Source organism: Roseixanthobacter finlandensis, from assembly GCF_043195105.2.
Lineage (GTDB): Bacteria > Pseudomonadota > Alphaproteobacteria > Rhizobiales > Xanthobacteraceae > NCEH01.
The window spans coordinates 5,127,182-5,149,787 of the sequence record NZ_CM195536.1; the positions used below are offsets into that span (position 1 = coordinate 5,127,182).

Below are 22,606 nucleotides of genomic sequence, written 5' to 3' on the forward strand. Positions count from 1 at the left end.
GCGGGAGGGATCTGCCAAGGCTCGTGTACGATGCGTCGGGAGCGCGGCATGTCTCAGCTTTTTTCGCTTGCCGGGCGCACGGCCCTGGTCACGGGAAGCGCGGCGGGCCTGGGTTTTGAAATCGCCAAGGGCATGGCGCAGGCCGGCGCCCATGTGCTGCTGAACGGGCGCGACCGCTCCCGCCTGCTTGCCGCCGGCGCCCGCCTCGCCGATTTCGGCAAGGTGAGCCTGCTGCCGTTCGACATTTCCGACGCCACCACGGTCGCCCATGCGCTGGAGGAAGCGCCGCCCGTGGACATCCTCGTGAACAATGCCGGCGCCCGCGACCGGCGTCCGTTCTTCGAGCTGGACGACGCGGCGTTCCAGCGCCTTCTGGATGTGGACCTGATCGCCCCCGCGCGCCTCATGCGGGCGGTCGCGGGCGGCATGGCGGCACGGGGCGAGGGGCGCATCATCAACATCACCTCCATCGCCGGGCCGATCGCGCGCGCGGGCGATGCCGCCTATACCGCCGCCAAGGGCGGGCTGGAGGCCCTGACGCGGGCTCTTGCGGCTGAGTTCGGGCCGCACGGCGTCACCGTCAACGCCATCGCGCCGGGCTATTTCGCCACCGATGCGAATACCGCCATGGCAACGGACCCCGCCATCGGCGACTGGCTTTCGCGCCGCACCTCTCTTGGAAGATGGGGGCAGCCGCAAGAAATCGCCGGCGCGGCGGTATTCCTTGCGTCGCCCGCCGCAAGTTATGTCACCGGGCATGTTCTGGTTGTGGACGGCGGTTATCTCGCGCATTTCTAGGGACCCGCGTCGGGTGCACTATCCCTGCGTCGCGTTTGAGAGATAAATCAGCGGAAAGGGGAGGCGGCAGGATCGACGATGGATGACGGACGACTCAACTCCTTGACGGGGGAATTCGTCGAGCCGATCCGCGAACAGGTCTTCCGGAGCCAGCGTTTCGGCGAGCTGGTTCGGCATAGCCGCGTGCTGTTCCTCCTCGCCGCCCTCCTCAACGCCCTGTTCCTGTTCAGCGACTGGCGTTTCGAGGGGCAGTCGCATTTCCTCGATGCGATTTACGCCCGGTGCGCGGTGATCGCGGTGTCGCTGGCCTGCGCCGCCGTCGTCAACCGCGCCGTGAGTTTCCGCGCGGTGCAGTTCATCATCGTCCTGTGGCAATGGATCACGGCCATCGGAGTGGCGGTGCTGGTGCATTCGCGCAGCGACATCGCCCTGTTCGTGGTGCTGCTGCTGCCGGCGATCTATTATCTCGTGGTGCCGGTGTCGTTTCGCTGGTCGGTCGCGAGCGGCGTGTTCTGCAGCATTCTGATGCTGGTGGGCTATCTCGGGGTGCCGCCGCAAACGGACACCGCGCTCGGGCTCGCGCTGGCGGTGGTGATGCTCAACGCCGCGCTGATCCTCGTGCTGGTGCGCAACAACCGCCAGAGCCGGCTCGAATGGGTCGCGACCCAGGACCAGAAGGCCGCCCGCGAGGTGCTCTCGCAAAGCGAGCGCCTGCTCGAGCGCACCTTCATGGCGGTGCCCATCCCGCTGCTCATCACCGAACTGGAGAGCGGGCGCATCGTGCGCTACAACGCCGCCGGGGTGAGCTATTTCGGCGGCGAGCCGCACGAGTTCGGTGTCCAGTCGGTATGGCAGATCTATGCGGACCTCGGCGCGCGCCGGGTGTTCCTGGAACGGCTGATCCGCGACGGATCGGTGACCAATTTCGAAACCAAGATCCGCCTCGGCAATGGCGAGCTGCGCAGCGTCCTGGTGGCGGCCACCTTCATCGAGATCGACGGCGAGGCGTGCCTGGTCTCCGGCGTCATCGACATCACCGACCGCCTCGCGGCCGAACAGAAGATCCGCTATGCGGCGAGCCACGATGCCTTGACCGGGCTCACCAACCGCGCCGCCTTCCAGGCCCAGCTCGATGCCACGATCCGCGAGGCGCGCACCCGGCCCGGCGCGATCTTCCTGCTGCTGGTCGACCTCGACGGGCTGAAGGACGTGAACGACACGCTCGGCCATGCGGCGGGTGATGCCCTGCTGGTGGAGACGGCGCGGCGCCTGGAGCGGCTCGCGGGCGAGCGGGCGGTGGTGGCGCGGCTCGGCGGCGACGAGTTCGTCATCCTGCTGCGCGGGGCGATCTCGCTGGAGGAGGCGCAGGCGCTCTCCCAGGCGATCATCGCCGATTTCCGCCATCCGCTAGTCTATCAGGACCGCTCGCTCTCCACCAAGGCGAGCATCGGACTTGCCGCCTGCCCCAATGCCGATTACGCCCCCGGCGAGCTGATGAAGGACGCCGACCTCGCGCTCTATGCCGCCAAGCAGGAAGGCCGCAACCGCGCGGTGCTCTATGCCCCGGCCATGCGGCGCGCCATGAACGAGCGCATCTCGCTCAACCGCTCGCTGGCCAATGCGGTGGCGGGCAATGAGATCACGCCCTATTACCAGCCCAAGGTGTCGCTCATCACCGGCCAGCTGATGGGGTTCGAGGCGCTCATGCGCTGGAAGCGCTCCACCACCCAGGTGCTCCAGCCCCAGAGCTTCCTGACCGCGTTCGAGGATCCCGAGCTGGCCCTGCTCATGGGCGACACCATGCTGCGGCAGGTGGCGCGCGACGTACGCAAATGGCTGGACCAGGGCTATCCCGTGGGGCGGGTGGCGGTGAACCTCTCGCCGGCCCAGTTCACCCATCGCGACCTGGCGAACCAGATCCTGGAATTGCTGGCGGCGGAGCGCGTGACGCCGAGCCATTTCGACGTCGAGATCACCGAGACCGTGTTCCTCGGCCGCAATTCGGATTTCGTCGCGCCCATTCTCGGCCAGCTGCACAGCGCCGGCATGAATCTCGCGCTGGACGATTTCGGCACCGGCTATGCGGCGCTGACCCACCTCAAGCAATTGCCCATCGACACCATCAAGATCGACCGCAGCTTCGTGCAGGATACGGAGAGCGATTCCTTCGACGCCGCCATCGTCTGCACGGTGATCGAGCTCGGAAAGAACCTCGGCATGTGCGTGGTGGCCGAGGGCGTGGAGACTGTGGGCCAGGCGCGCTTCCTGCGCGAGCGCGGATGCGAGGTGGCGCAGGGCTTCCTTTATGCCCGGCCGATGCCGGCGGCCGCCACGGCCGAATTCCTCGCCCGCGAAACCCGCGACACCGCCGCCACCCGCGTGTGCGACCTGTGGGGGCGGTGAGAACTCAGGGAAACAGGGCGCGCGCAGCGGCCACCAGCGCGGCGGCATCGTGCGCGATCGCTTCCGCCGGCTTGCCGGGCTTGTAGAGCGCCGAGCCCAGCCCGAAGCCGTCGGCCCCGGCGGCGCGATAGGCGGCCATGTTGGCGGCATCTATCCCGCCGACCGGCAGCAGCGTCGCGCCCACCATCACCGCCCGCCACGCCTTCAGCACCTGGGGCGGCAGGCCCTCGGCGGGGAACAGCTTGAGCGCGTCGGCACCTGCGCGCAAAGCGGCGAAGGCTTCCGTGGGGGTGGCGACGCCCGGCGTGCAGATGAGCCCGGCGGCCTTGGCGGCGCGGATCACGTCGCCATCCGAATGGGGCATGACGATCAGCCGCCCGCCGGCCTGCGCCACCTGCGCCACGTCCGCCGGCGACATCACCGTTCCCGCGCCGATCAAGGCCTCGGCGCCGAAGCGCTCCGCCAGCAGCGCGATGGAGCGCAGCGGGTCGGGCGAATTCAGCGGCACCTCGATGATGGCGATGCCGACCTCCACCAGCGCTGTGCCCACATCCAGCGCCTCGTCTGGCTTCAGGCCGCGCAGGATGGCGACGAGCGGGCAGCGCGCCAGGGCCTGGGGGAAGGTGAGGGTCATCGAAAGCACTCCGGTGCGGGCGGTCAGAGGAGATCGGCGGCGCGGGCGATCGCGGTCAGCCCGGCGGCGGCGCAATCGGGCGGCGCGCGGTCGTGCGGCAAAGCGAGCAGCGCGGCGGCGGTGGAATAATGCTGCGTCAGCGCGGCATTGGCGATCAAGGTGAAGCGCTCGCGGCCGTCGGTGACGCTGGCGAGCTCCGCGCCGATCAGCAGGCCGGAGAGAAAATCCGCCGCATCGGCGTCGGCGAGGCCGCCGGTAAGGCCGAGCGCGCGGATCGTGAACAGGCGCGAGAGCAGGGCGCCGGGACCATGCAGGTCGCGCGAGGCGGCGACCCCGGCGCGGAAGCCGGCCGGCGAGGGCGTCCCTTGCCCCATCATGCGGCCGAGAATGGTATGCCCCTTCAGGGCGGCGAAGATTTCCCCGGTCATGAAGGTGGCAAATCCGGTGACGCGGCCGCCTTCCACCAGCACCCATTTGGAATGGGTGCCCGGCAGCACGAACAGCCCCTCCGCGCGGCCCAGCAGCGCGAGGGCGCCGAACAGTTCAGTCTCTTCCCCGCGGATCACGTCCGGGGTCTTCGGATCGTCCACCAGCAGGCCGGGCACGAGACGCACCGGGCCGAGGGCGCTATCCTCCACCGGCAGCGGCATCAGGCCGGCGGCGAGATCGCCGAGACCGGCGGGACACGTCACGTACGGCGCCTCCGCCCAGCCCTGCCGGCTGCCGATCATGCCCGAGAGCAGGATCGGCAGGCGACCGTGCGCCTGCGCCCACGGGCCGGCGATGCGCGAGAGGACCGGCGCGAAGGCGCGATCCTTCACCGCCATCAGCCCTTCGGCGGATTCGATGCGGGCAAGGATGCCGCCGTCCCCATCCAGCAGATAGGCGCGCAACGAGGACGTGCCCCAGTCCAGGGCGATGAGGGACGCGCGGCTCACGGGCGGATCTCGCTTCTGCTTGGGGTGGCGCGGGCTCGGGTGGCGGTTCGGGTGCGCCGGGGTCCGGCGCCGGTTCAGTGGTGCAGGATCTGGCCGAGGAAGGTGCGGGTGCGCTCGCTCTTGGGATGGGCGAAGAAATCCTCCGGCGCGCCTTCCTCCACGATCTCGCCCTTGTCCATGAAGATCACCCGGTCGGCGACCTGGCGGGCAAATCCCATCTCATGGGTCACGCAGATCATGGTCATGCCGTCCTGGGCGAGCGAGGTCATGGTGTCGAGCACCTCTTTCACCATTTCCGGGTCGAGGGCGGAGGTGGGCTCGTCGAACAGCATGATCTTGGGGCTCATGCACAGCGCGCGGGCGATCGCGACGCGCTGCTGCTGGCCGCCGGAAAGCTGGCCGGGATATTTGTTCGCCTGCTCGGGAATGCGCACGCGCTCCAGATATTTCATGGCGATCGCCTCCGCCTCCTTTGGCGCGAGGCCGCGCACCTTGCGCGGGGCGAGGGTGCAATTCTGGAGCACGGTCAGATGGGGAAACAGGTTGAACGACTGGAACACCATGCCGACCTCGGCGCGCACCTTGTCGAGATTCTTCGATGAGGTGCCGACTTCCACCCCATCCACCTCGATGCGCCCGCTCTGGTGATGCTCCAGCGCATTGATGCAGCGGATCAGCGTGGACTTGCCCGAGCCGGAGGGGCCGCAGATGACGATCCGCTCGCCGTGGGTGACGGTGAGGTTCACGTTCTTCAGCGCGTGATAGGTGCCGTAGTGCTTTTCCACGGCTTCCATGCGGATCATCACCGGCCCGCTCTGCTTGGAGAGTGCGGCCACGGCGCCGAGGTCCGGGCTCTGGCCTTCGCTGTGGCCGTGGCTTTGGCCTTCATGGGCGGTGTTCATGATGACGTCTCCGAAGGATGCGGTCGGATCTTGGGCCGGACTGGTGGCCGGCCACGGACGCGTGCGCCCGTTGCCGGCGTTTGAGGAGATCAGAAGGTGGGCATCACCGGAAGGGGGGTCTTGAACCACTTCTGGTTGATCGCGTCGAGTTCGCCGTTATTCTTCACGAAATACAGGAACGTATTGATCCACTGAAGAAAATCGGTGGAGCCGCGACGCACGGTGATGCCGTTGTACTGGCTGCGCAGGACGATCTTGCGCTCGATGCCCATGTCCGGGTTCGCCTCGGCGAGCTGCACGCCGATGAGATTGTTGGCGCCGAGCAAATCCACCTGGCCGGAGATGAAGGCCTGGGCGGCGGTGGCATCGTCGTCGAAGCGCATGATGGTGGCGCCCTTGGGCACCGCCGCCGTCAGCGCGGTGTCCTGGGTGGAGGCGCGGGCCACCGCGATCTTCTTGCCGACCGTCTGGTCGAGCGTCTTCACGTCCAGCTTCTTCGGGCCGATCAACTGGATCTCGATGGTGGAATAGGGGATCGAGAACTGCACCTGCTTGGCGCGCTCGGGCGTGATGCCGAAGGTCGCCACCAGCACGTCGACCTTATTGGTCAGCAGATAAGGGATGCGGTTCGGGCCGGTGACCGGCACGATCTCGACTTCGACGCCGAGATACTTGCCCATCAGCTTGGCCACGTCCGCGTCATAGCCTTCCGGCTTGCCCTCGGTGTTGAGCAGGCCGAACGGCGGCAGGTCCACCAGCATGCCGACCTGGAGCTTCTTCTTCGACAGGATGTCGTCGATGCTCTGGGCCGAGGCGCCGTGGGGAAGGGCGGTCGCGGCGAGCGCCGCGAGGCCGAGGGCGGCGAAGGCGCGCCGCGTGGTGGTGAGGACGGACGTCAGGGACATGGGCTTTCCTCCGATTGGCCCCGTGCGGGGCAGGCGTGCCGATGAGGGGCGGCGCGGTTTGGATCGATCGAGCTGCGCCCCGCGCCTCAGCGCGAGACGGTTCCGAACTTCTTTTCGAGATGGCGCGAATAGAGCGAGAGCGGCCAGCACAGGATGAAATAGATCACCGCCACCACGCCGAACACCAGGAACGGGCGGAAGGTGGCGTTGTTGACGATCTGCCCGGCGCGGGTCAGCTCGACGAAGCCGATGATGGAGGCGAGCGAGGTGCTCTTCACCAGCAGCACCAGGAAGCCGACCGTGGGCGCCACCGCGATCTTCGCCGCCTGGGGCAGGATGATCTCCTTCATGCGGGTGAAATAATGCAGGCCGAGCGCGGTGGACGCCTCCCACTGGCCCTTTGGAATGGCCTGGATGCAGCCGCGCCAGATCTCGCCCAGGAAGGCCGCGCCGTTCAGCGTGAGGCCGATGGCCGCCGCCGCCAGGGGATCGATGTTGAGGCCGAGGAAGGTGGCGCCGAAGAACACCAGGAACAGCTGCATGAGCAGCGGCGTGCCCTGGAAGATCTGGATATAGCCGGCGGCGGTTGCCCGCAGCCAGGGCCAGGTCGAGGTGCGCGCGAACGCCACCAGGAGCCCGCCGGTCGCCCCGCCGACGAAGGCGATCAGCGAGAGCAGCAGCGTCCAGCGCACGGACGAGATGAGGAAGAGCAGTTCCGCGGAGGTGAATTGACGGATCATGGCATCCTCCTCAGCGGGCCACATCGGTGGGCGCGAACACCATTCTGTAGATCAGCGCGAAAACCCCCGAGAACATCAGCGACATGGCGAGATACATGCCGGTCACCACCAGATAGATCTCGAACGAGCGGAAGGTCTGGGATTGGAGATTATTGGCGATGGCGGTCAATTCCTCCGCCGAGATGGCCGAGACCACGCTGGAGGTGAGCATCAGCAGGATGAACTGGCTGGTGAGCGCCGGGTAGATCGCCTTCAGCGCCGGGAAGATCACGATATAGGAGAACACCTGCATGGGCTTCAAGCCCAGCGCCTTGCCCGCCTCGATCTGGCCCTTGTGGATGGTCTCGATGCCTGCGCGCACGATCTCGGTCGCATAGGCGCCCACATTCACCACCATGGCGAGGAGCGCGGCCTCATTGGCGTCGAGCCGCAGGCCGATGCGCGGCAGGCCGAAGAAGATGAGGAAGATCTGCACCAGGAACGGGGTGTTGCGGATGATCTCCACATAAGTATCCACCAGCCAGCGCACCGGGCGCGGGCCGGCGGTCTTGCCGAGCGCGCCGGCCACCGCGACGATGAGGCCAAGCACCATGGCCATGGCCGAGAGCTGGATCGTCAGCCACGCGCCATAAAGCAAATCCTGCCAGGCGTTGAAGACTTCTCCGAACTGGAAGACGTAGTTCATGTCCCTGCGCTTCCCTTGAGGGCTTGAGGAGAGGGGCGGCGGGGCCGGCGGGGCTTCGGCGCTTGCGTTGCGGCTGAGCACCCGACGGTGGGTGCGGGCGCCCGGCCGGGCGCGGCGCTGCCGCAGGATTGGCGGATGATCAGGCGCGGCGGCACGATGATCTGCTCCGGCGGACGACCGGGGTTCTCGATCCGCCGCAGCAGCAGCTTGGCGGCCTCCCGCCCCACCACGCGCGGATCGGTGGTGAAGGTGGTGAGCGCCGGACGGTGCAGGCCGGCTTCGGCGACATCGTCGCAGCCGACCACGGCCACGTCGCGGCCGGGTTCAAGGCCATGCTCGATCAAGGCCAGCATGACGCCGAAGGCGACGATGTCATTGTAGCAGACCAGGGCGGTGGGCGGATTGTCCTGCGCAAACAGATCGCGCGCGGCGGCATAGCCCGAGGAGCGATCGAGCACCGGGCAGGGTACGATGGGGCCGATCTTCAGCTTGTGCCGGCGCAGCGCCTTGCGAAAGCCGCTGAGCCGCTCGCTCAAGGGCGCGATGCGCCGCACGCCGCCGATGAAGCCGATATGGCGATGGCCGAGGCTGATCAGATGCTCGGTGACGAGTTCCATCCCGGCGGCATAGTCCGGGCCGACATAATCCGCCGGAAAGCCCTCAACCCGGCGCTGCGCCAGCACGCAGGGCAGGCCGCCGCAATGGGCTTCCTCCAGCGCGTCGGCACGGGTCTCCTCCGCCGGGACCAGCACGATGCCGTCGACGCCATGCTCCTGCATGCGCACCAGAACGCGCTTCTGGCGGGCCGCGTCCTCGGCCGTATTGGTGATGAAGCCGACATAGCTTTCCGCATCCAGCACATCGTCGATGCCGGCGGTGAACTGGGAATAATTCGGCGTGATGATCTCGCACAGCACGAGGCCAATGGTGCGGGACGCCCCGGAGCGCAGGTTCGCGGCGCGGCGATTATAGACGTAGCCGAGGTCCGCCATGGCCTGGTCGATACGCTGGCGGGTGTCTTCCTTCACCAGCGGGCTCTTGCGCAGCACCAGCGAGACCGTGGCGCGCGAGACCCCGGCATGGGCGGCGATGTCGTTGAGCGTGACGCGATGGGCGAGCGGAAGGGCCGCGCCGCCGGGGGCGGTTTCGCCCGGTGCGCGAGCGGGCGCGGACGCGCCTTTGCCTTTCCTCAGATCCACGCGGCGTCTCCCCGCCGACGCTATTTCTGCGCTCGGCCAGGGTTCTCTAGGGGAGGCAAAACCGACGGTCAACGAAAAATTAGATCGATCTAAATCCCTCTTTCGTCGCGTTTGCGATGCAGCATGGCGCAAGGGATTGGAGGCGCAGGGCACATGCCGCCACGCCTCCGTTGCGGCGGGTCAGCTCTGCCGCGATGCGATATAAGCGCGCCATCCGCCGAGCGCGGTGATCTCCTGCGCGCCGGCCACCGCATGGGCCTCGCACAGGAAGCCCGGCACCTGCGAGCCATCGTCGAGGGTCATCTTGCCGATGCCGAGCGGGGCCGGAATGCGGGCGACGAACGCGCCGAACGCGGCGGCATCCAGCGCCCACACTTCCACGTCGAGGCCCGGGCCGGAAAAGCCCGGCTCGCGCACCACGCCGGGCTTGGCGGGCACCGTATCCGGCAGCACGAACAGGCGATAATCGGGCGCGGTGCGGCAGCGCTTCACGAGCGCGCCGCCGGCGCCGGTCAATTCGCCGTTCAGCGGCATTCCGGAGAGATGCGCGCCGACCACGGCGATCGGCAATTGCCCACCCGCGACCGCGCGCGGATCGGATGCGGAAGCGGGTGGGGAATGGAGGCCGCTGAGCGGGCTCTCGCTGAACTTGCTGGTCACGATATGGCCTCCAGAACTGCCACCACGTCTCCGGTGCGCACCGTGCGGCCGGGCACCATGCGCACGGCGCGCACGCGCCCCGCGGCATGGGCGGTGATGGAGATTTCCATCTTCATGGATTCGATGATGGCGATGGTCTCCCCCGCCGCCACTTCGGCGTTCTCTTCCACCAGCACCTTCCAGACATTGCCCGGAACATTGGCGCTCACCCCGAAGCAACCTTCGGGAATGGCCTCCTCTTCGCCGCCCGCGATCCCCTCGTCGGCGACGAAGCTGTCGAGCCCCTGTTCCTTCCAATGGGCCCGCTCGGCATCGAACGCCGCCTGCTGGCGCGCCTTGAAGGCATTGATCTCGCCGGCATTGCGGGCGAGTTCCGCCGCATAGTCCGCATAGGAGAATTGGGTTTCCTCGATGCGCAGCGGATAGGCGCCGTGGGGAAAGGCGGCGCGCGCCTCCATTAGCTCGGCATGGCTCACGGGGAAGAAGCGGATCTGGTCGAAGAAGCGCAGCAGCCAGGGCGTGCCGGGCTTGAACACCGGCGTGGTGCGCCAGGTATTCCAGACCTGGATGGTGCGGCCGAAGAGCTGGTAGCCGCCCGGCCCCTCCATGCCATAGATGCACATATAGGCGCCGCCGATGCCCACCGCGTTTTCCGGCGTCCAGGTGCGGGCCGGATTGTATTTGGTGGTCACCAGGCGATGGCGCGGGTCCATGGGGGTCGCAACCGGCGCACCGAGATAGACATCGCCGAGGCCGAGCACGAGATAGCGGGCGTCGAACACCACGCCGCGCACCGCCTGCTCGTCCTTGAGCCCGTTGATGCGGCGGATGAACTCGATGTTCGAAGGACACCAGGGCGCGTTGGGGCGCACCAGTTCCTGATATTTGCGCATGGCGAGCTGCGCGTCCTCGTCATTCCACGACAGCGGCAGATGCACGATGCGGCTCGGCACCACCACGTCCTCGGCCGCCGGCAGGGACCGTTCGATCTCATCCAGCAGCCCGAGCAGTTTTCCGCGCGAGACCTGTGCCCCATCGTAATGGAGCTGGAGCGAGCGGATGCCGGGGGTGAGGTCGAAGAGGCCGGGGATCTTGGCCTCTTCCACCGCCGCCGCCAGCAGATGGGCGCGCAGCCGCAGGGCGATGTCCAGCGTCATGTCGCCGAACTCCACCAGCAGATTATCGTCGCCCTGGCGGCGATAGACCACCCGCACCGGCCCATCATCACGTTGCGCGAGAATGGCGGAGGCCGCCTCCGGCACGGATTTAACGGCCGGCCCCGCGACTGGGTCCTGCGGGCGGGGCAGCGGGTGGAAGCGCACCTTATCGCCGGGCTTCAGCTGGCCCATCTTCCATTGCTCGTCCCGCGCGATCACCGCCGGACAGACGAAGCCGCCGAGCGAGGGACCATCCGGGCCAAGGATGATGGGCATGTCGCCGGTGAAATCGATGGCGCCCACCGCATAGGCATTGTCGTGCAGGTTGGAGGGGTGGAGCCCCGCTTCCCCGCCGTCCGTGCGCGCCCAGCGCGGGGTCGGGCCCATCAGCCGCACGCCGGTGCGGGCGCTGTTGAAATGCACTTCATAGGTGGCGTCGAACAGGTCGGCGATGTCCTCGTCCTGGAAGAAGTCGGGCGCGCCATGGGGACCGTAGACCACGCCGATCTCCCACTCCCGCGTCAGCGGCGCGGGCTGCGCCGAGACCTTTTCCGGCAGCGCTGGGCGGCTGGCGGGCGGGGTGAGGTGCAGCACGTCGCCGCCCTTCAGAGTGCCGGTGGCATGGCCGCCGAACAGGCCGAGGGCGAAGGTGGCACGCGAGCCAAGCACCTCCGGCGCCGCGAACGCCCCGCGCACGGCGAGATAGGCGCGCTGGCCGGCACCGGAAATGGCGCCGACGGCGAGCATCTGTCCCGCCTTCACGGCGAAGGCCGTATCGTGGGGCACCGGCACGCCGTCGAGCATCGCCGGCATATGGGCGCCGGAGATGGCGATGTCCGCGTCGGTGTGGAAGCGCAGCGTCGGGCCGTTCACCGTCATTTCCAGCGCGACGGCGGTTTCCGTATTGCCCACCAAAGCATTGGCGCGGGCAAACGAGCGCGCGTCCATGGGGCCGCTCGGCGGCACGCCCACATGCCACAGATGCAGCCGGCCCGGCAGTTCCTGAAGGCTCGACTGGGCGCCGGGGCTGAGCACCTCGATGCTTTCCGGACGGAAGGCGAAATCCTTCAGCGCGGTCGTCGCCACCTTGCCGGAGGCGAGCAGATCGGACGCCGCAATCGCCCGCAGATAGGCCAGATTGGTCTCAATGCCGCTGATTGCGGTGTCTTCCAGCGCCGCCCGCAAGGCGGCGAGCGCGGCGGGGCGGTCGGCGCCGGAAACGATCACCTTGGCGAGCATGGGATCATAAAAAGGCGTCACCTCGGTGCCGGTTTCGACCCAGGTATCGACCCGCGCGTCCGGGGAAAATGTCACCTGCGTCAGCAGGCCGGCGCTGGGCTGGAAATTGGCGTGCGGGATTTCCGCATAGACCCGCACCTCCATGGCCGCGCCCTTGGGCACCAGCGGAGTTGTGGGAATGATGTCTTCGCCAGCCGCCTGGCGGATCATCCATTCCACGAGGTCGATGCCGAACACCGCCTCGGTGACGGGATGTTCCACCTGCAGGCGGGTGTTCACCTCCAGGAAGTAGAAATCCTCCCGCGCTGGGTCATAGATGAATTCCACCGTTCCGGCGGAGGCATAGGACACGCTTGTCCCAAGCTTTACCGCCGCGTCGTGCAGGCGTGCGCGGGTCTCGGGCGAAAGCAGCGGCGCCGGCGTCTCCTCCACGACCTTCTGGTTGCGGCGCTGGAGTGAGCAGTCGCGCTCGCCGAGCGCGATCACCTTGCCCTTGCCGTCGCCGAAGATCTGCACTTCCACATGGCGCGCCTCGGAGACGAAGCGCTCCAGATAGACGCGGGCATCGCCGAAGGAGGCGCGGGCGGTGCGCTGGACCCGCTCGAAGGTCTCCTTAAGCTCCTGCGGCGTATGGCAAAGCTGCATGCCGATGCCGCCGCCGCCGGCCGTGCTCTTGAGCATCACGGGATAGGTGATGGTGTCCGCCGCCTGAAGCGCCGCGTCCACATCCTCCAGCAGGCCGGTGCCCGGCAGCAGCGGCACGCCGCTCTTCTGAGCGATCTCGCGGGCGGTGTGCTTGAGCCCGAAGGCGGTGAGATGCTCCGGCCGGGGGCCGATGAAGACGATCCCGGCTTCCGCAAGCCGTTGCGCGAACCCGACATTTTCCGACAGGAAGCCATAGCCCGGATGCACCGCCTGCGCCCCCGTTGCGAGGCAGGCGGCGATTACCGCCTCCACGTCGAGATAGCTCTCGCTGGCGGGGGCGGGACCCACGCGCACGGCTTCGTCGGCATCGAGCACGGGCCGCGTGAAGCGGTCCGCGTCGGAATGGATGGCGACGGAGGAAATCCCCATCCGTCGCAAAGTCTTGATGATCCGGCCGGCGATTTCGCCCCGGTTCGCGATGAGAACCTTGGAAAACATCTTCAGCCCTCGGCGCCCGCGAAGATCAGGACGCGGATCGGCGTCGGATTGAAGCCGTTGCAGGGATTGTTGATCTGCGGACAATTGGAGATGACGCAGAGAACATCCATCTCCGCCCTCAGCTCCACATAATCGCCGGGCTTGGAGACGCCATCCACGATCGCCAGTTCGCCCGAGGGCTCCACCGGCACGTTCATGAAGAAATTGATGTTCGGCACGATGTCACGCTTCGACATGCCGTGTTTCGTGACTTCCACGACGAAATTCTCGCGGCAGGCGTGAAGATACTTCGTGTGGTGGCCGAACCGCACCGTATTCGCCTCGCACGAGCAGGCGCCGGCCGAAGTGTCATGCAGACCGCAAGTGTCGGCGGTGACGGTGAGCATCAAATGCCCCTCGTTGGAGATCAGCCGCGTGCCGGTGGAGACATAGGCTGAGCCCTGGACGCGCAGCGTATCCTGCGAGGAATAGCGCTCGGCGAAATCGTCGGCGCGGTAGAACAGGGTGTCGACCGCCTGCTGGCCTTCCAGGTCGATGATGCGGATGGACTGCCCGCGCTTGACGAGGCCGGACCAGGGCGCCTGCGCGGGGATGTCGTGCACCTGGAGCGCCTTGGCGGGATCGTGCACGGGGGCGGCGAAGACTGGGGTGCTGTTCATGATCGCTCTCCCTCAGCGCGCGAGATTTTCAAAGCCGCGCACGGCTTCCTGGGTGGCGGTGCGGCACAGATCGTCGGCAGCGGGGGCGGGCGCCTGGAAGCGCACCACCTCCACGGGCTTCGGGTCATAGGCAGGGTTCGGGTCGAGCGGATGGGGGCAGTTGGAGAGCGCGACCAGCACATCCATTTCCGCGCGCAGGTCGACAAAATCGCCCTGCTGGCGCTTGCCCTCCAGCCACACGAAGCCGCCCGCCTCATTGGTGCGCACGGGCGCGAAGAAGGTGATGCAGGGCGGGATGTCGCGCCGGTCCAGGCCGAGCTTGCCGGCGGCCAGAACGAAATTGTCCCGCGTGTTGCGCATATGGCCGGCGCCGTAGCGGGCGCGGTTGGAGGCGGGGGTCGAGCCGCCCATCAGGGCATCGTGGGCGCCGGTGGTGTCCTCGACGATAGAGAACATGACCTTGCCCATGTCGGAGAAGATCACCCGGCCCTTGCCCAGCGCGGCGGTCCATTGGACCTTCACCGTATCGGCATAGTTCAGCCGTTCGGACGTGTCGGCCGCGTTCCAGGCGATCAGGGAGATGGCGGAGGGGCTCTCGGGCAGCGAGAGGCGCAGGGCCTCGCCCGCCAGCACCTTCACGGTCCAATACCAGCCGCCGGGAATGGTTTCCCGATGCAGCGGGCCGGGCGGGAGCATGACGCTCCAGCGTTCGGTGGGCGCGGGCAGGGCGCGGGGGGCGTGGTCCAGGCCGGCGGCCTTCAATTCCTCATAGCGGCGCGTGTTCGCCGCGATGAGGGCGCGTGTCTCGTCATTCATCGTCATGCGTCTCTCCTCAGACCGACAGAAGCGCCGGGTCGTCCCGGCCGGTGTCCTCGGGGCTGATCGGGCCGTCCCGATCGGAGGATGGGATGCGCGGCTGGCCGGCGATGCGGCGGGGCCAGACCTCGATGTCGTGGGCGATGGTGGCGCCGAAGCGTTCGCGCTCCTCGGCGCGGTTGCGCTTGCGCTCGAAGGCGATGACGCGGGTGGCGAGCGTGAAGGCTTCGCGCAGATCGTGGGTCACCATCACCACGCTCATTTCGCAGCTGTGCCAGAGCTTGAGCATGAGCGTGTGGATGTCGCCGCGAATGCCGGGATCGAGCGCGCCGAACGGCTCGTCCAGCAGCAGGATCTTCGGCTTGCGCATGATCGCCTGGGCGAGGGCGAGGCGCTGCTGCATGCCGCCGGACAAGGCGGCGGGATATTTATCCTCGGCACCCGTGAGCCCCACTTCGGCGATGAGGGCGCGCGCCTCCTCCTGCGCCCGCCGCCGGGCGGCGCCGAACAGGTGGCCGGTGAAGGGCGCGCCAGGAATTTCGGCGGCGAGCAGAACATTGCCCAGCACGGTCAGATGCGGGAACACGCTGTAACGCTGGAACACCACGCCCCGGTCCGCACCGGGTTCGCCGGCGAGCGGCTTGCCGTCGATCAGCACGCGGCCGCGCGTCGCCTGTTCCTCGCTCAAGAGGATGCGGAGAAACGTGGTCTTGCCGCAGCCGGAGGGACCGACCAGGGCGACGAAGGAGCGGGGCGCGAAATCGAGGGAGATGTTCTCCAGCACGATCTGCTCGCCATATTCCTTCCAGAGATGCTCGACCCGGATCGCGGTCATTTTGCGCCTCCGAACCAGGGGAAGGCGGTGTCGCGCAGCTTGGCGAGGGCGAAATCCATGATCACGGACAGCAGCGTGATCCAGGCCACATAAGGCAGGATCACATCCATGGCGAGATAGCGCCGCACCAGGAAGATGCGATAGCCGAGCCCGGAATCCGCCGCGATGGCCTCGGCGGCGATCAGGAACAGGAAGGCCGGGCCGAGCGAGAGCCGCACGCCGTCGATGAGGCGCGGCAGGATCTGCGGCAGCACGATGCGCAGCGCGATTTGCCAGGTGGTGGCGCCGAGCGTCTCCGCCTTGATGATCTGCTCGCGCGGCAATTCCTGCACCCGCATGGCGAGGTCGCGGATGAGGAACGGCGTCACGCCGATGACGATCAGCGCGATCTTGGAGGTTTCCCCAAGCCCCAGCACGATGAACAGGATCGGCAGCAGGGCGAGCGGCGGCACCATGGACACCATGCCGACGAAGGAGGCGAGCAGAGCCCGCACCCCCGGCAGCAGGCCGATGAGCAGACCCACGACCAGGGCGATGAGCGTCGAAAGCGCGAGCGCGCTGGCCAGCCGCTCCAGGCTCGCCAGCGTATCGGCCCACAGGATGTAGTCCCCGGTGCGGGCATCGGCGGTGAAGGCAACGCGGACGATGGCGTCGCCGAGGGTGGCAAGGCTCGGCAGCAGCTTGTCCGCCGGGTTTTCCGCCAGGCGCTCGGCCGAGCCGAGCACATAGGCGAGGAGCACGAGCGCGAACGGCAGGATCGCCAGCAGGAGCCCTGCCGTGCGGTCCGGTCTGCGGTTTATGAGACGCATGGAGGGGATCTCCGATCTGCCGTTGCCTTGTTCCCCCCGTCGCGCTTGTCCCCCCTGTGGGGGAGGGCAGGGAGGGGGTCGGTTCGTCATGGCCGGGCTTGTCCCGGCCATCCACGTCGGGCCGACTGTGGGAGCCTCGAAAAGCTGACACCGGCGGAACCGCGTGGATGCACGGGACAAGCCCGTGCATGACGATGTGCGGGCGCAGCGGCGTCAAGCCACTCGATACCGATCAGCTTCCTAGAGTTTGCCGTCGGCGGCGGCGGCCATATAGGTGTCGGTGAAGCGGAACTTCACGTTCTTCGGATCGCCGAGGATCTTGCCGTCGGCCAGCTCGATGCCCACCGCGTCGGCGGATTTGGCGTCATTGCCGAGCAACTTCTTCTCGAACAGGAACTTGCGCACCCGGTCCATGGTGGTGCCCACGGCCGGCGACTTCACGAACGCGACGGCGTCGGCGGCCTTGTCGAACAGCTTGGTGGCGGCGAGCTGGCTTTCGAAGCCGGCGAGATCGGTGCCGGAGGCCTTGCCCATGGCGGTGCGGGCGGCAATCCCGGCTTCGGTCTTGGCGGTGGTGAGCGCCATGGTCTCGTACCAGATGCCGACCAGCGCCTTGCCGAAGTCCGGGTTGTCCTTGAGCGTCGCCGTGTTGGCCACCAGCAGGTCCATGATCTCGCCGGGGATCTTGGAGCTGTCGAACACGTTGTGGGCGGACTTGTCGGCGAGGATCTCGGAGACCAGCGGGTTCCAGGTGACGACGGCGGTGACGGCCTTGGTCTTGTAGGCGGCGACCATGTCGGCGTCTGAAGTGTTGGTGACCTTCACGTCGCGCTCGCTCATCTTGGCGGATTCGAGCGCCCGGGCCAGCAGGTAGTGGGAGACCGAGAACTCGACCAGATTGACCTTCTGCCCCTTGATGTCGGAGAGCTTGGTCTTGTCCTTGAGGATCACGGCGTCATTGCCGTTGGAGAAATCGCCGACGATCACGGCGGTGGTGTCCACGCCGCCAGCGGCGGGCACGGAGAGCGTGTCCATGTTCGTGACGGTCAGGGCATCGAAGGCACCGGCCGTGTATTGGTTGATGGATTCGACGTAATCGTTGAATTGGGTGACGTCGATCTTGATGCCGTATTTGTCGGCCCATTTCTTGACGATACCGTTTTCGGCGGCATAGCCCCAGGGCATCCAGCCCACATAGATCGACCAGGCGACCTTGAATTCCTTCTTCGGCGCGGCGAGCGCCGGGGAGGCGCCGGCGATCAGCGCGGCGGCACAGGCAAGGCCGAGAATTTTCGAGAAGCGAGAGCGCATATTCTATTCCCCTATCGTTAGGTCGAACGATGAGGAATTGGCGAGACTCCAGTGCCGCCAATTCCTTGGCCACCGAGGTCTCCCGGGCTTTTATCCCGCCGTGCACCCGGCCGGATGTCTCCCGGACCGGTGGCAGCTCTCGGACCAGCACATCGCGGATGCGATGCCGGAACCCTAGCCGCCAACTCTGCCCCTAATTGAGCAAATCGCATGCCAGTTGCCGCCGACGCAGAATCAACGGGTTTCGCCAACGGCCGCGTGTGGTAGTGCACGCAGGGGGAGCATCGTGGGCTGAAAATAGGCAAAACTGGCCCTTATGATGCCCCGTGCATGCAAAAGGCAGCCGGCTCCAGGTCGGCTCTTATCGCCTCACCCAAGGGCCACATGGGTATCTGTGGAAACCCCGAGAAGAGCGGCCTGCGCATCCGCCGCTTTGTGGGCCGCGTCGAGGGTGGCGCTCCATTCGTCGATGACGCTGGAATCATGGCCGGTGACATTGGCGAGGCTCAATTGGTCCAGCGCCACGCCCTTCAGCGTGTAGGTGCGCAGATTCTCCGGCAGGGCGATCACCGTGGAGCCGTTGACCTCGCTCAGCACCACGCTGTCCGCCGGCACCCAGCCGAAATTCAGCACGTCGGTTGTGGGCTGGAAATCGGCGATCACTTCCTGCTTGCCCCAGTTCCAAGTGATGTCGATGGTTTCCGGCGCATGGGCGACAGGCGCGGCGGAGACCACGCTGTCGAGCACGCCATTGCCGCCGATCACCGTGTCCGGCGTCAGGCTGGAGGCATTGGCGATGTCGGAGAACGACTTGCCCTGAACCCAGCTGTCATAGGCCGCCTTCACCAGGCTCTCCGAACTGCCGGTCGCATCGCCCGAGAGATCGTAGAACATCATGCCGCCGAGCCCCTGGGACTGGGCCCATTCCGCCTTCATCGCCACCGAGGCGGGGGTCTCCACCGACGAGAAGATGCCAAGCTTGGCATTGTAGACATAGGCCGCCTGGGCATCATCGTCCCAATAGAGCGACCAGCCGCTGTTCGGATCCTCCAGCTTGGCGAGGATGTCGGCATAATCATAATGGCCGACCGAGGAGCCGACGGGAAATCCCGTGCTGGCGGCATCGAGCCCGCCGTCCCCGCCGTCCGCCACCCCGCTCCAGGCGGCGGTATAGAGCGGCGCGCCGAGCACCATCTTGCCGGGGTCGATGCCGACCGCGAGATATTGCGCGACCGCGCTTTCAATGCCCGTTCCGTCGGCGGAATCCAGCAGCGGCGCGAGATGGCCGGTGGTGGTATCCCAGGTGCCGTGGAAGTCGTAGGCCATCACATTGAACCAATCCACATAGGGATCGAGGCCGGCGAGGTTGAAATTGGCGATCTTGGTCGCGCCCACCGGAGAGGCCACGGAGATGGTGTAGTCGCGCCCGGTTTCGGCCTCCAGCCCGTCGAGGGCGTGGCGCAGGTCGGCGACCAGGAGGGCGTAATTGGCGCCGTCGTCCGGGCGCACCGAATTGCCCGCCAGACCCTCGCCGCCGGGAAATTCCCAGTCGAGGTCCACGCCGTCGAACATGGGATAGGTCTTGAGGAAATCCACCACCGACTGGGCGAACGTGTCCCGCCCTTCGGCGGTTGCGGCGGTGTCGCTGAAATTGGCGGAGAGGGTCCAGCCGCCGATCATCATCGAGACCTTCAGGTCGGGATGCTCGGCCTTCAGTTCCACGATCTGGTTGAAACTGCCCGCCAATCCCTGGCCCGCCGTATCGGCGATGCCGTCCACGCTGTCGGCGGCGGAGAACAGCATCTGCGTGTCGCTATAGGGATCGAACAGCACCATGTGGCCGCTGGAATCGATATTGGCCGCGGCATAGATGAGGTTGGTGAGCTGGTCGGCGGGCACATCCGAGATGGTGTAATTGTGATCGTAGACGGTCCAGTCGGCATAATAGCCGGCGAGGATCGGCCCTTTCGCCCCGCTGGCGGGCGTGTCCACGGGCGTGCCGCCCGAAGGCGTCTCGGCCGGCGGAACCTCCGCCACCGGGGTTTCCGTCACGGGCGTTTCGACTGCCGGGGGCTGGACGACCGGCGCCTCGACCACAGGGATGTCGACCGCTGGGGTGTCCACCACTGGCACCTCGACCACCGGCGGCGCGGCCGGAACCGGCTCTGCCGGAGTTTCCACGGGGAGGTCTACGGGGGCCTGCGGGCTGGTCGTACCGCCCGCGTCATCCGGCGCGGCATGGGCGGCGGAGAGCGCGGCGGTCCAGGCCATCAGCGCCGAGGCATCGTCCGCCGTGATGTTGGACAAGGAGAGTTCGGCCAGCCCGACGCCGCTCAGCGTATAGGTCTGGTCGCTCGCCGGAAGGGCGATGACGGTCGAGCCATCGACTTCCGACAAGGTGAAGCTGGCGGCGCCGATCCAGCCGAAATCCAGCATGTCGTGGGCGGGGTCGAAGGCGATGGTTTCGTGCGTCGCCCAGCCCCAATTGATGTCGATCTCCTTGCCGAGGCCCGCATTGCCGCCGAAGGCCCCGTCGCCGGGATCGAGGATGCGGCTCCAGGCCACCAGCGCGGAAGCGTTCAGCGCGGCGATATTGGCAAGCGAAAGCTCTGCCAGGGTAACACCGCGCAGCGTATAGGTTTCAGCGCTGGAAGGGATGGAAATCACCACCGAGCCGGCGACTTCCGCCACCGTGAACGTGTCGGCGGAAAACCAGCCGAAATCCAGCGTATCGCAGGTGGGATCGAAGTCGAGCACGGTATTCGTGCTCCACGCCCAGGTCAGGGCGGTGACGATGCCGGGATCGCCCTGTTGGCGCTGCGCTTCCGCGTCCCATTCGTCATCATTCAGCGTGCTCGTTACGGATCCAGTGTTCCCGTTCGACATGCCCGCCTCCTGCCCCGTCACCAGCTAATGCCTTATGATCTGAATCATTAACGCATCCGGGTGACGCCAGCATGGCGGAAGCGAGTGGGGGTTGTCGAGCGGCTTTTACAGATGGATTGCTCAACCAATTGGTTCATTCGAGAAAATTTAGCCAATGAGTATTTTCCAGATAACAGTAAATAAAGGTTCGGACGCGCCTGAAGACGCTGATTCGGGGGCGGTAATATCGTATTTTCACGCCGGACTGCCCCGAGAAGCGCCCGCGTGACGCCCCCTTGACGCTATGTTCGCGCAGCTTGAGATTGACGCTTGGCAGCAGACAGGAATTTCATGTTCGATTCCATGAAGATCGAGCGCAGCCTCGACAAGGCGAGCTTCAAGGCCCTGGAACCCGGCCTGCGCGAAGGGCTGCTGGATCTTCAGTCCGAGCTGATCGCGCAGAAGCGCTGCACCATCCTCATTCTCATCAATGGCGCGGATGGGGTGGGCAAGGGGGCAATCCTCAACCAGCTCTATGGCTGGCTGGATGCGCGCAAGCTCGCCACCCTCACCTATGAGGCGCCCACCGACGAGGAGCGGGCGCGCCCGGCGATCTGGAAATATTGGCGCGACATGCCGGCCCATGGGGACATCGGCATCATCCTTGGCTCCTGGTACCATACGCCGCTCGAAACCCACGCGCTCGGCGGCCCCGATGGGGCGGAGCTGACCCAGGCGCTGGACGCGATCAATCATTTCGAAGCCATGCTGCATGCCGAGGGCGTGCTGCTGCTGAAATTGTGGCTCTATCTCGACCCCGAGGACGCCCAGGCGCGGCTGAAGGCGCTGGACGAAGGGCCTTATGACCGGCCGGTGGTGCGGGAATGGGCGCGCATCTCCAGCAAGAAAATCCGCCGCCGACTGGAGGCGAGCGCCGCCGAGACATTTCGCCAGACCTCCACGGGCATCGCCCCCTGGACCGTCGTGCCGGCCGCCGATCTTCATTATTGCGCCATCGCGGTCGGTAATGCGCTGATGGAAGTGCTGATGCAGGCGACCGCCGTGCCGCCGACGGAATGCGCGGTCCCTGCACCGGCCAGCGAGCCGGCCCATCCCTCGCCGATCCCGGCGGCGCTGCCGGCAGTCAGCATCCTTTCCACCCTGGATTTCAGCGAGAAACTCGACGAGGCGAGCTATCGCGCGCAGCTCGACGTGGAGCAGCAGCGTATCACCCGCCTCACCAATTCGCGTGCCTTCGCCAAGCGGGGCCTCGTGTGTGCGTTCGAGGGCAGCGACGCAGCCGGCAAGAGCAGCACCATCATGCGCCTGCGCGAGGCGCTGGACCCGCGCCATTTCCGCGTCCATCCCATTTCCGCCCCCAGCGACGAGGAGCGCGCGCGGCCCTATCTGTGGCGCTTCTGGCGGCGCATTCCCGCGCGCGGCTCAACCGCCGTATTCGATCGCTCCTGGTACGGTCGGGTGCTGGTGGAGCGGGTGGAGAAACTGACCCCGCAGGAGGACTGGAGCCGGGCCTATGGCGAGATCAATGATTTCGAACGCCAGCTCCACGAAGGCGGCTATGTGCTGGCGAAATTCTGGCTCGCCATCAGCCCCGACGAGCAGGCCCGCCGCTTCGCCGAGCGCGAGCGCATCGCCTACAAGCGCTTCAAGCTGACGCCGGAGGATTGGCGCAACCGGGAGAAATGGCCGCTCTACGAGCACGCCGTGACCGACATGGTGGACCGCACCAGTACCTTCTATGCCCCCTGGACCCTGGTGGAGGCGGAGAACAAGCATTTCGCCCGGGTGAAGGTGCTGCGCACCATCGCCGACCGGCTGGAAGAGGCCTTGGGCTGAGGCCGGCGGGGCCTGCCGGACGCAATGGTCCGGCGGCCTCGGCCGCGCGAG

The 22,606-nt window shown here is 66.8% G+C and carries 17 protein-coding genes, 1 pseudogene and 1 riboswitch; of the genes and pseudogenes, 3 read left to right on the top strand and 15 right to left on the bottom strand.

Annotation, left to right across the window (positions count from 1 at the left end; all coding sequences use genetic code 11):
• The first annotated feature begins 48 nt into the window (after positions 1-48).
• Together V5G24_RS23795 and V5G24_RS23800 are read left to right on the top strand one after the other, a co-directional pair.
• A complete protein-coding gene (locus V5G24_RS23795) occupies positions 49-798 on the top strand; it encodes an SDR family oxidoreductase (protein WP_394084286.1) in 750 nt (249 codons plus the stop codon).
• A gap of 78 nt (positions 799-876) precedes the next feature.
• Positions 877-3,201 (top strand): putative bifunctional diguanylate cyclase/phosphodiesterase, encoded by a 2,325-nt coding sequence (locus V5G24_RS23800; RefSeq protein ID WP_394084288.1) that lies wholly within the window; start codon positions 877-879, stop codon positions 3,199-3,201.
• 4 nt (positions 3,202-3,205) lie between these two features.
• On the opposite strand, the gene V5G24_RS23805 is transcribed toward V5G24_RS23800, so the two are convergent.
• The 15 genes and pseudogenes from V5G24_RS23805 to V5G24_RS23875 all read right to left on the bottom strand — a co-directional run bounded on the left by V5G24_RS23805 (position 3,206) and on the right by V5G24_RS23875 (position 20,719).
• Positions 3,206-3,835 (bottom strand): 2-dehydro-3-deoxy-6-phosphogalactonate aldolase, encoded by a 630-nt coding sequence (locus V5G24_RS23805; RefSeq protein WP_394084290.1) that lies wholly within the window; start codon positions 3,833-3,835, stop codon positions 3,206-3,208.
• 23 nt (positions 3,836-3,858) lie between these two features.
• On the bottom strand, positions 3,859-4,773 hold the full coding sequence (locus tag V5G24_RS23810) for a 2-dehydro-3-deoxygalactonokinase (RefSeq protein WP_394084292.1): 915 nt from the start codon (positions 4,771-4,773) through the stop codon (positions 3,859-3,861).
• A 74-nt stretch (positions 4,774-4,847) separates the two neighbouring features.
• Positions 4,848-5,576 (bottom strand): amino acid ABC transporter ATP-binding protein, encoded by a 729-nt coding sequence (locus tag V5G24_RS23815; protein ID WP_394084522.1) that lies wholly within the window; start codon positions 5,574-5,576, stop codon positions 4,848-4,850.
• 188 nt (positions 5,577-5,764) lie between these two features.
• On the bottom strand, positions 5,765-6,580 hold the full coding sequence (locus V5G24_RS23820) for a transporter substrate-binding domain-containing protein (protein WP_394084294.1): 816 nt from the start codon (positions 6,578-6,580) through the stop codon (positions 5,765-5,767).
• A gap of 86 nt (positions 6,581-6,666) precedes the next feature.
• A complete protein-coding gene (locus tag V5G24_RS23825; protein WP_394084296.1) occupies positions 6,667-7,320 on the bottom strand; it encodes an amino acid ABC transporter permease in 654 nt (217 codons plus the stop codon).
• A gap of 10 nt (positions 7,321-7,330) precedes the next feature.
• On the bottom strand, positions 7,331-8,005 hold the full coding sequence (locus tag V5G24_RS23830) for an amino acid ABC transporter permease (protein ID WP_394084298.1): 675 nt from the start codon (positions 8,003-8,005) through the stop codon (positions 7,331-7,333).
• Complete coding sequence (locus V5G24_RS23835) at positions 8,002-9,204, bottom strand: LacI family DNA-binding transcriptional regulator (protein ID WP_394084300.1); 1,203 nt, start codon at positions 9,202-9,204, stop codon at positions 8,002-8,004. The genes V5G24_RS23830 and V5G24_RS23835 overlap by 4 nt, the downstream gene beginning before the upstream one ends.
• Before the next feature lie 180 nt (positions 9,205-9,384).
• Positions 9,385-9,891: pseudogene (locus tag V5G24_RS23840) on the bottom strand (allophanate hydrolase-related protein); the annotation flags it as partial.
• Complete coding sequence (gene uca / locus V5G24_RS23845) at positions 9,861-13,403, bottom strand: urea carboxylase (RefSeq protein ID WP_394084302.1); 3,543 nt, start codon at positions 13,401-13,403, stop codon at positions 9,861-9,863. The pseudogene V5G24_RS23840 and the gene uca, both read right to left, overlap by 31 nt.
• A gap of 2 nt (positions 13,404-13,405) precedes the next feature.
• Positions 13,406-14,062, bottom strand: a complete 657-nt coding sequence (locus V5G24_RS23850) for an urea amidolyase associated protein UAAP2 (protein WP_394084304.1) — start codon at positions 14,060-14,062, stop codon at positions 13,406-13,408.
• Positions 14,063-14,074: 12 nt separating this feature from the next.
• The gene (locus V5G24_RS23855) at positions 14,075-14,878 is read right to left on the bottom strand and encodes an urea amidolyase associated protein UAAP1 (RefSeq protein ID WP_394084524.1); all 804 of its coding nucleotides are present in this window, start codon (positions 14,876-14,878) and stop codon (positions 14,075-14,077) included.
• A gap of 16 nt (positions 14,879-14,894) precedes the next feature.
• Positions 14,895-15,713: an ABC transporter ATP-binding protein gene (locus V5G24_RS23860; RefSeq protein WP_394084306.1), complete on the bottom strand. Its 819-nt coding sequence runs from the start codon at positions 15,711-15,713 to the stop codon at positions 14,895-14,897.
• Complete coding sequence (locus tag V5G24_RS23865; protein WP_394084308.1) at positions 15,710-16,522, bottom strand: ABC transporter permease; 813 nt, start codon at positions 16,520-16,522, stop codon at positions 15,710-15,712. Before V5G24_RS23865 ends, V5G24_RS23860 begins: the two co-directional genes overlap by 4 nt.
• Positions 16,523-16,762: 240 nt before the next feature.
• Positions 16,763-17,833, bottom strand: coding sequence for a putative urea ABC transporter substrate-binding protein (locus V5G24_RS23870; protein WP_394084310.1), 1,071 nt, complete (start codon positions 17,831-17,833; stop codon positions 16,763-16,765).
• Between the two features lie 77 nt (positions 17,834-17,910).
• A riboswitch (guanidine-I (ykkC/yxkD leader) is annotated at positions 17,911-18,022 on the bottom strand.
• Positions 18,023-18,202: 180 nt separating this feature from the next.
• Positions 18,203-20,719, bottom strand: coding sequence for a glycoside hydrolase family 18 protein (locus tag V5G24_RS23875; protein ID WP_394084312.1), 2,517 nt, complete (start codon positions 20,717-20,719; stop codon positions 18,203-18,205).
• 330 nt (positions 20,720-21,049) lie between these two features.
• Here V5G24_RS23875 and pap point away from each other — a divergent pair, with 330 nt between their 5' ends.
• Positions 21,050-22,555, top strand: coding sequence for a polyphosphate:AMP phosphotransferase (gene pap, locus V5G24_RS23880; RefSeq protein ID WP_394084314.1), 1,506 nt, complete (start codon positions 21,050-21,052; stop codon positions 22,553-22,555).
• The last annotated feature ends 51 nt before the right edge of the window (positions 22,556-22,606 follow it).

Bases quoted from the DNA above. Each gene is read 5' to 3' on its own strand.
- V5G24_RS23795 (WP_394084286.1), top strand. From the start codon at position 49: ATGTCTCAGCTTTTTTCGCTTGCCGGGCGCACGGCCCTGGTCACGGGA.
- V5G24_RS23800 (WP_394084288.1), top strand. From the start codon at position 877: ATGGATGACGGACGACTCAACTCCTTGACGGGGGAATTCGTCGAGCCG.
- V5G24_RS23805 (WP_394084290.1), bottom strand. From the start codon at position 3,835: ATGACCCTCACCTTCCCCCAGGCCCTGGCGCGCTGCCCGCTCGTCGCC.
- V5G24_RS23815 (WP_394084522.1), bottom strand. From the start codon at position 5,576: ATGATCCGCATGGAAGCCGTGGAAAAGCACTACGGCACCTATCACGCG.
- V5G24_RS23820 (WP_394084294.1), bottom strand. From the start codon at position 6,580: ATGTCCCTGACGTCCGTCCTCACCACCACGCGGCGCGCCTTCGCCGCC.
- V5G24_RS23825 (WP_394084296.1), bottom strand. From the start codon at position 7,320: ATGATCCGTCAATTCACCTCCGCGGAACTGCTCTTCCTCATCTCGTCC.
- V5G24_RS23830 (WP_394084298.1), bottom strand. From the start codon at position 8,005: ATGAACTACGTCTTCCAGTTCGGAGAAGTCTTCAACGCCTGGCAGGAT.
- uca (WP_394084302.1), bottom strand. From the start codon at position 13,403: ATGTTTTCCAAGGTTCTCATCGCGAACCGGGGCGAAATCGCCGGCCGG.
- V5G24_RS23850 (WP_394084304.1), bottom strand. From the start codon at position 14,062: ATGAACAGCACCCCAGTCTTCGCCGCCCCCGTGCACGATCCCGCCAAG.
- V5G24_RS23855 (WP_394084524.1), bottom strand. From the start codon at position 14,878: ATGAATGACGAGACACGCGCCCTCATCGCGGCGAACACGCGCCGCTAT.
- V5G24_RS23860 (WP_394084306.1), bottom strand. From the start codon at position 15,713: ATGACCGCGATCCGGGTCGAGCATCTCTGGAAGGAATATGGCGAGCAG.
- V5G24_RS23865 (WP_394084308.1), bottom strand. From the start codon at position 16,522: ATGCGTCTCATAAACCGCAGACCGGACCGCACGGCAGGGCTCCTGCTG.
- V5G24_RS23870 (WP_394084310.1), bottom strand. From the start codon at position 17,833: ATGCGCTCTCGCTTCTCGAAAATTCTCGGCCTTGCCTGTGCCGCCGCG.
- V5G24_RS23875 (WP_394084312.1), bottom strand. From the start codon at position 20,719: ATGTCGAACGGGAACACTGGATCCGTAACGAGCACGCTGAATGATGAC.
- pap (WP_394084314.1), top strand. From the start codon at position 21,050: ATGTTCGATTCCATGAAGATCGAGCGCAGCCTCGACAAGGCGAGCTTC.